This window comes from Colwellia sp. BRX8-7, from assembly GCF_014077275.1.
Taxonomy (GTDB): domain Bacteria; phylum Pseudomonadota; class Gammaproteobacteria; order Enterobacterales; family Alteromonadaceae; genus Colwellia_A.
The window spans coordinates 195,691-201,934 of the sequence record NZ_JACGVP010000008.1 but is presented as its reverse complement, the minus strand read 5'-3'; the positions used below and the strand labels follow the sequence as shown (position 1 = coordinate 201,934).

At 33.8% G+C, this 6,244-nt stretch carries 11 protein-coding genes; 10 read left to right on the top strand and 1 reads right to left on the bottom strand.

The genetic code is table 11. The annotated features are described in order from the left end of the window. Positions 1 to 144: 144 nt before the first annotated feature. The 7 genes from H4J57_RS10140 to H4J57_RS10110 all read left to right on the top strand — a co-directional run bounded on the left by H4J57_RS10140 (position 145) and on the right by H4J57_RS10110 (position 3,797). Positions 145 to 558, top strand: a complete 414-nt coding sequence (locus H4J57_RS10140) for a hypothetical protein (RefSeq protein WP_182242715.1) — start codon at positions 145 to 147, stop codon at positions 556 to 558. Positions 559 to 683: 125 nt separating this feature from the next. Then, a complete protein-coding gene (locus tag H4J57_RS10135) occupies positions 684 to 1,370 on the top strand; it encodes an outer membrane beta-barrel protein (protein ID WP_182242713.1) in 687 nt (228 codons plus the stop codon). Positions 1,371 to 1,487: 117 nt separating this feature from the next. Further along, entirely contained in the window at positions 1,488 to 1,907 is a 420-nt protein-coding gene (locus H4J57_RS10130) for a hypothetical protein (RefSeq protein ID WP_182218397.1), read from the top strand. Between the two features lie 49 nt (positions 1,908 to 1,956). Continuing rightward, positions 1,957 to 2,220 (top strand): hypothetical protein, encoded by a 264-nt coding sequence (locus H4J57_RS10125; protein WP_182242711.1) that lies wholly within the window; start codon positions 1,957 to 1,959, stop codon positions 2,218 to 2,220. Between the two features lie 113 nt (positions 2,221 to 2,333). Beyond that, positions 2,334 to 2,525 (top strand): PspC domain-containing protein, encoded by a 192-nt coding sequence (locus H4J57_RS10120; RefSeq protein ID WP_182242709.1) that lies wholly within the window; start codon positions 2,334 to 2,336, stop codon positions 2,523 to 2,525. 178 nt (positions 2,526 to 2,703) lie between these two features. Further along, positions 2,704 to 2,970, top strand: a complete 267-nt coding sequence (locus H4J57_RS10115; RefSeq protein WP_182218402.1) for a hypothetical protein — start codon at positions 2,704 to 2,706, stop codon at positions 2,968 to 2,970. A gap of 428 nt (positions 2,971 to 3,398) precedes the next feature. Next, entirely contained in the window at positions 3,399 to 3,797 is a 399-nt protein-coding gene (locus tag H4J57_RS10110) for a hypothetical protein (protein WP_182218404.1), read from the top strand. 5 nt (positions 3,798 to 3,802) lie between these two features. Here H4J57_RS10110 and H4J57_RS10105 read toward each other — a convergent pair whose 3' ends face one another. Next, positions 3,803 to 4,279, bottom strand: a complete 477-nt coding sequence (locus H4J57_RS10105) for a hypothetical protein (RefSeq protein ID WP_182242707.1) — start codon at positions 4,277 to 4,279, stop codon at positions 3,803 to 3,805. Positions 4,280 to 5,035: 756 nt separating this feature from the next. On the opposite strand from H4J57_RS10105, the gene H4J57_RS10100 reads away from it, so the two are divergent. The 3 genes from H4J57_RS10100 to H4J57_RS10090 all read left to right on the top strand — a co-directional run bounded on the left by H4J57_RS10100 (position 5,036) and on the right by H4J57_RS10090 (position 6,039). Beyond that, positions 5,036 to 5,197, top strand: coding sequence for a hypothetical protein (locus H4J57_RS10100; RefSeq protein ID WP_182242705.1), 162 nt, complete (start codon positions 5,036 to 5,038; stop codon positions 5,195 to 5,197). A 110-nt stretch (positions 5,198 to 5,307) separates the two neighbouring features. Beyond that, positions 5,308 to 5,727 carry an MAPEG family protein gene (locus H4J57_RS10095; protein WP_182242703.1) on the top strand — a complete coding sequence of 140 codons (420 nt, stop codon included), beginning with the start codon at positions 5,308 to 5,310 and terminating at the stop codon, positions 5,725 to 5,727. Positions 5,728 to 5,835: 108 nt separating this feature from the next. Further along, on the top strand, positions 5,836 to 6,039 hold the full coding sequence (locus tag H4J57_RS10090) for a DUF3565 domain-containing protein (protein ID WP_182218411.1): 204 nt from the start codon (positions 5,836 to 5,838) through the stop codon (positions 6,037 to 6,039). The last annotated feature ends 205 nt before the right edge of the window (positions 6,040 to 6,244 follow it).

The following is a 6,244-nucleotide window of genomic DNA, read 5'->3' as shown; positions in this document are numbered from 1 at the left end:
AAGTATGTTATGTTTTATCATGCTAGCCTCTGTTTGATAATGTTGACACATATATTATGGCTCTGGTTTGTAAAACTAACCCACATTTAGAGGCTAGCACCTTGTGGGGAGTCATTGTGTCTATGCTGCAAGGAGTATTTAAGCATGAGTGATACTAAAAAAGACAATTTCTACTGGCCTGATGTATCAACAATAGAGTCTGCCAAAGCTGCTACCAAAGGTTCTATGTTCGTAGCATTATTTGTTGCTACAGTTACAGCCGCATTTGCCTTATATGGTATGTATAACGATCCAATTTTAGGAATTGATGCTTGGGCATTTGTCGATTCATTTATTTTTATACTTATTGCATTTGGTATTTGGAAACTAAGCCGATTCGCAGCAACGTTTGGTTTAATTTTTTATATTATCGAACAAGTTGATATGTTTATAACTAACCCGTCAGTACCTTTCTTAGCGATTTTATTTATTGTGATCCTCATTGGTGGGGTAAGAGGAACATTTAGTTATCATAAGCTTAAAAATCAAACTGTAGAGGTTTCAGAACCAGCATCATAATAAGACGTTCAAATAACAGCTGGCTGTTGTTCGTTCCTCAACATTTTAGCAAACAATTTTTGCCTGTTAGTAGGGCGTTAAGTCTTTCTCTAGTTCAGAGTTTGTATTTATTTTAAAGGATGTAAATGAAAAAAAATATTATTGGAATGATTTTAACTTTATTCCCGTTATTTGCTTTAGGGGAAACAGTTTTCGTATCAGAAATACTTATCGGTAAATCCCAACATGAAATTAAATCGTTCTTAAATCCAAAATTTTCAAATGAGAACTATTCTGCAACTTTGAATGATAGTTCATTTGGGTTTAGATTCGGTGTTAAATTTTTCGATAATGTTTCAATTGAACTTGCTAAACATGATCATGGAAGTGTGGTTAATGAATTTACAGTTTATTATCCTACTTCGATCACAGGTACACCTTCTGGCGGAGATTGCTGTTTAGGTTCTGAGCATGACTATACCGCAGAAGCAATTATACCTATTGAAATTGAATCTATTAGGTTTGGAATAAAAGGTGAAATAGAGTTAGTCACTAACTTTACTGTTAATGCTCGGGTTGGACTTGCTCACTGGTCATATAAAAACTATACGCCAACAAAACTTACAAACTTTAGCCCTCCACCAGTTAGTGATGGAAGTGGAAATGATTTATATTATTCATTAGGCGTAGAATATAAGTTTTCAGAAGATTTATATCTTGGCATTGAGTACTCACTATTATCTGTAAATGAAAGCTATGCTGTCAATGATGTAAGTGGTTCTTTTAGCCATGATGTAAAAGATTTATCAATAGTTGCAGGTTGGGTGTTCTAAATACCGAAGCCACTCAAGTCGGACAAAAAACACTTGGCTATTTGTTCCATCATCGCTATTTTAGCCAACCAATTTTTTGCCTGTTAATTAGGCGTTTGTGTTAATCATGGAAAGTGTATGCGTATAGTTTTTGTTTTCATCCTCCTACTTTTTTCAGTGACAGTTAAAGCTGAAAATATTAAACCTTTCACATCAGATGGGTGCAGTTCTTTCCCTGACGGTACATTTGATCATAAAGAGCTATGGTTATCTTGCTGCACTGCTCACGATTATGCTTATTGGCAAGGTGGAACTTATGAAGAGAGGTTGGTTGCAGATAAAGAACTTCATCAGTGTGTTTCAAAAACTGGCGAGCCACAAATTGCCAAGCTAATGTTAGCAGGTGTGCGAGTGGGAGGAAGCCCATATTTTCCTACGTCATTTAGATGGGGTTATGGTTGGTCCTATCCTCGCTGGTATAATGTATTAACTGAGGCCGAAAGAAAGCAGATAAAGTCGATCAAAAATGGTCCATACAAGGCATTCAAGCAGGATTAATAACAGTTGGCTCTTAATGGGGCGTTATGTTGTAAAGGAAGGTTAGGCGTTGGCTAAATTTGAAATATCCATACAAATAATCGAAAGGGATGGTCCCTTCAAAGAGGTCAAGCAGGATGCTTCAATTGTTAATATTAAATTATTAAATTCGGTTGTAATAGAAAATGTACTGGTGATTTACCCTAATATAATTGCAGCTATTAAAGGGCAATCTGAATTAACATTTGAGTGTTCTCAAATTTCTTCGGTACTACAAACGGATTCAAACCTTAAGGAAAGGTCTAAAAGTCACTGGATATTTTTCGGCTTGTAACAACATAAGCTATTAAACACAGATTAAAAACAGTTGGCCTTCTCGTGCCCCGCTTATTTTGGCCAACAATTTATCGCCACTTAGCTTGGCGTTATATAACTAGGAGTATATAAATGGATTTTGGTAAGCTTCCTAAATCAGAAAAAAACATACTAGCAGGAGTTGCTGGTGGAATAGCTGCATATCAGGGGATTAATCCCTATAAAGTTAGAATCGCTTTTTTACTCACCGCACTATTGACTGGAGGGATCATTGTTATTATATACACAGGATTAGCTTTGTGGATGCCTCCTCCTAATCGGTAATTACCAAGAAGGCAATAGAGTTAGCTATTAGTTATTTTTCATCAATATAGCATAGTTACATTACAAGGCATTAATGCACCACTAAATAACAGTTGGCTGTTGTTTGTGCCTAACAGATTTAGCTCTTAACGTGGTATTATTTCTCCATTTTTATCGTAAATACAGGTGTGAGTTAAGTATGGTTCAAAACATTATAGTAGTGGCGTTATTAACTGGGTCCATAGGGTTAATGCTATTGGTTATAGGTTCGATTTTTGCTGCTATTGTAGCTTTGGGAAATAAACAGCACTTATTTGGTTGGTCTGTATTTTTGTGCTTTCCTCTTTCATTAGTTTATTGTGCTATGAATTGGGACAAAGCCGCATATTCTGGGAAAATGGTTTATTCAGGGGCGTTTTTGCTGGCAGTAACGGCTATTATTTTGAAAGCCGGTGGTGTGATTTAGAGGGGCATATAATAAGTCTTTCAAATGGGGGATTAACTATTTTTTAGCTCACTCAGATGACTTAATAACTATGGAAAGCGCTTTCACGCAAAGTAATGATAAAACATGGCAGTATAAAAACGCTAAACGTGCTCAAATTTTTAAGACTAAAAATGATCCACGACTCTATTTTATCGGATCACTTAAGTGGTTCCATACTTAATATTATATCGCCTTTATTGCCTGTGGATCTAAAAAATAATTTGTACACCTTATTTAAGTTACCCTTAAAAGCAGTTTAATTGTAATGTTTTTTTGAGTGAAGGTTAGGTTATTAATTATTCTAGCATTGGTATAAATGCAACATAGCTCGCTTATCTGAGGTCGTTGAGCATTTTAGCTAATAAATTTTTGCTTGTTATAGGGCGTTATATATTAAAGGAATGATATTGGAAATTTCAAAGTGTGTTGTATTAGTCTTTTTGTTAAGTGGTTGTACTGTGTCCAATCATAATTTAAATAATGGGCCAAATGCCTTAGGTGGTGGATTTTCTGACAATAAGCTTCAGAAAGGGCTTTATTCTATTGTAGCAAAAACAAATTTTGCCCCATGGAGTGACCATAAGGCTGCTCATAAAATCTTTAATCGTAGAGCTACGCAGTTATGTGGTACCGCTGGTTTTACCGCAATTGAGCTTGTAGAAAGAGAGTTTGAACATATTCCCAGAGACCTTCCCCCTAAATATATCATCTCTCAAGTTAATGGTTATGTCATTTGTAAATCATCAAACTTGACTATTAAAGAAGCTGAAAAATTAATTCAAGCTTCATATGCAGTGAGCTTATAAATTGTTTAAACGGATATTTTGGGTGAACTGATTAATCTAGTAAGTCCCAGTCCGGTAAATACGAATGCAAAAAATAAAATATGAAGCCACAATTTAGGGCCAATTTCAGTGTTCAACTCAGATAAAGACGTTATTGATGTAAATTGTCCTGTAGTTATTAGTTTTACAACCCATTCATTGGCAGGGGTTGCTGAAAGTGTTGTTAGCCATCCTAAAATTATTACTTGCGCAACACTTACTAGATATGAAGCGTTAAAGTTATAAATAAGGCTAGCAATAAACGTATAGAACACAGACACGCTACTATGCACAAGCCATGATAATGCAATGGCGGTAGTTTCATTATAATTACCTAAGTTTATATATGCTGATGCGTGTCTCGAAGTTAACGTAAGCATTCCAAATAAAGGTTGGATTACAATAAAGGCAATACTAGAAAAAATGCCAATTAAAAATATAGTGGTGAAATTTTTGGTATTCATTTGTTACTCTTGGTGTGTTTTGATAATTACTAGACATGTTTAAACGCTTATTAATTTCGAACAAAAGTATATTTTTGTCAGGTGACGGCCTAACAAGTTATGCTAAAAAGAACATGTTCCCATTTAATTTAACCAAGTTAACATATTTGAAAAATGGCAAGACCAAATAGCATTAGATGATTTTTGTGACTTTGGCTTAAATAGTAAGATGTTTTCGTTAGTTGAATCATTTGATGTTAAAGAATATGTCATCAATAAGTAAGCTACATTATTGACAGATAAACGTTGTTTTTTTGTTTTTTTGCCAGACATACCATGAAAAATCAGTAACTCATGGAATATTTTTTTAGGAGTAAGACTTATGAGTTTCGTTATAGATATATTTGTTTGGTTATTAATTGAGACTATATTTGGATTTATTTTTTATACGACTGGCGGCTTGATTCTAAAAATACTGACCTTGGGTCAGTTTAAAATAGAATTTCATGATTTTGCTTCTTTTAAGAAGATAAAGTCTAAAAAAATCAATTTAATCTGTCTGTTAGGAATATCCTTTTATGTGCTATCCATTGTGTTAGTGGCTTATCTAAACAATTAAAATATAATAAAATACCAAGTATAAAAATAACCGTTAGCTATTTACTCCTTCATCGACTATTTTACCATCAATAACTTGCTTTTTAATGGAACATTATTTGTCTCTATAATCGTCTGTTTAATTTTAGTGTCTTTATTTATAGATTGGAGTGAATAATAATGGTCATCTTATTTATTATAAGTTTAATCAGTATGGTTTTGTGTTTTTATGTAGCTAAATACCGTAATGCTAATAAAACATTATGGTTGCTAGCTGCACTGCTTGTTGGTCCATTAGCGATCCCTTTTGTTTTCTTTTCTAAGCCGGTAGCCGCAAACTAATAACGTAAAATTTTATTTTTTATATATAACAAACCATTGGCTTTTTTATTCCTCGATATTTTAGCTAAGCATTATTAGTCTTTTAGAAGGCGCTAGGTGAATTTTAAAATATGACAGTTATCAATGAATACGCTTTATTTGCACCATTATTATCTTATGTTTTATGGGTAGTCATTCTGTATGTATTACTAACAATAATACGTGCTCCAAATATTTGGGGTACTGTTGAAAATCAAGATGATTGTCATCCCTTTTTTAACTTAGAGAAAAGCACTAGCGCTAATCTCTCAAATCAATTTGAATGGCCGGTATTATTTTATGTTATCTGTATCATTTTAATTGCGCGGCCCGATTTATATCAAAGCGCATATTTATGGGCTGCTTGGATGTTTGTTATCGGACGTGTGGTGCATAGTATTGTTCAGATAGTTTCAACAAACATTCGCCTGAGAGGCAGTGTATTTAATATAAATTTTTTAGCGGTATTATTTATGTGGGGAATTTTAGCTTTAGATATACTAAGCAAATAAAATTTATTTGATATTATATTTAAAACTTGGATGAGTCCTTGGTCGTTGTTTTTTACTCTGTTATTTAACGATTATTTTTCACCTCTAAACAAATTGTGATAGGTATTAATGAATCAATCTATTGTCGGTTATCATAAAGATGAAGAAGATGATTGGGTCGCTGAATTAAAATGTGGTCACTTTCAGCATGTCAGACATAACCCTCCTTTTATAAGTCGCCCTTGGGTAATAACAGAAAAGGGACGCGATTCGTTGTTAGGCCACCTATTAAAGTGTAAAAAATGTGACTTAGGGCAGCCATCAGATCTATAATAACCTTAGCATTTATTCTCTCTACGCTAGATGGTGAAATGAGTGCTTAGTAAGATACCTAGCAGGTTTTATTGGTCTAATTAGTCGATTAGGTGGCTTTTTTACAACTATCGTTTTAAGGCTCGGACCTTGAACTCTATAACAACCAACAAAACAGTGTATCTTTTATTCTAGTCAACATTCCTTTATCTGTAATTTACTTTTA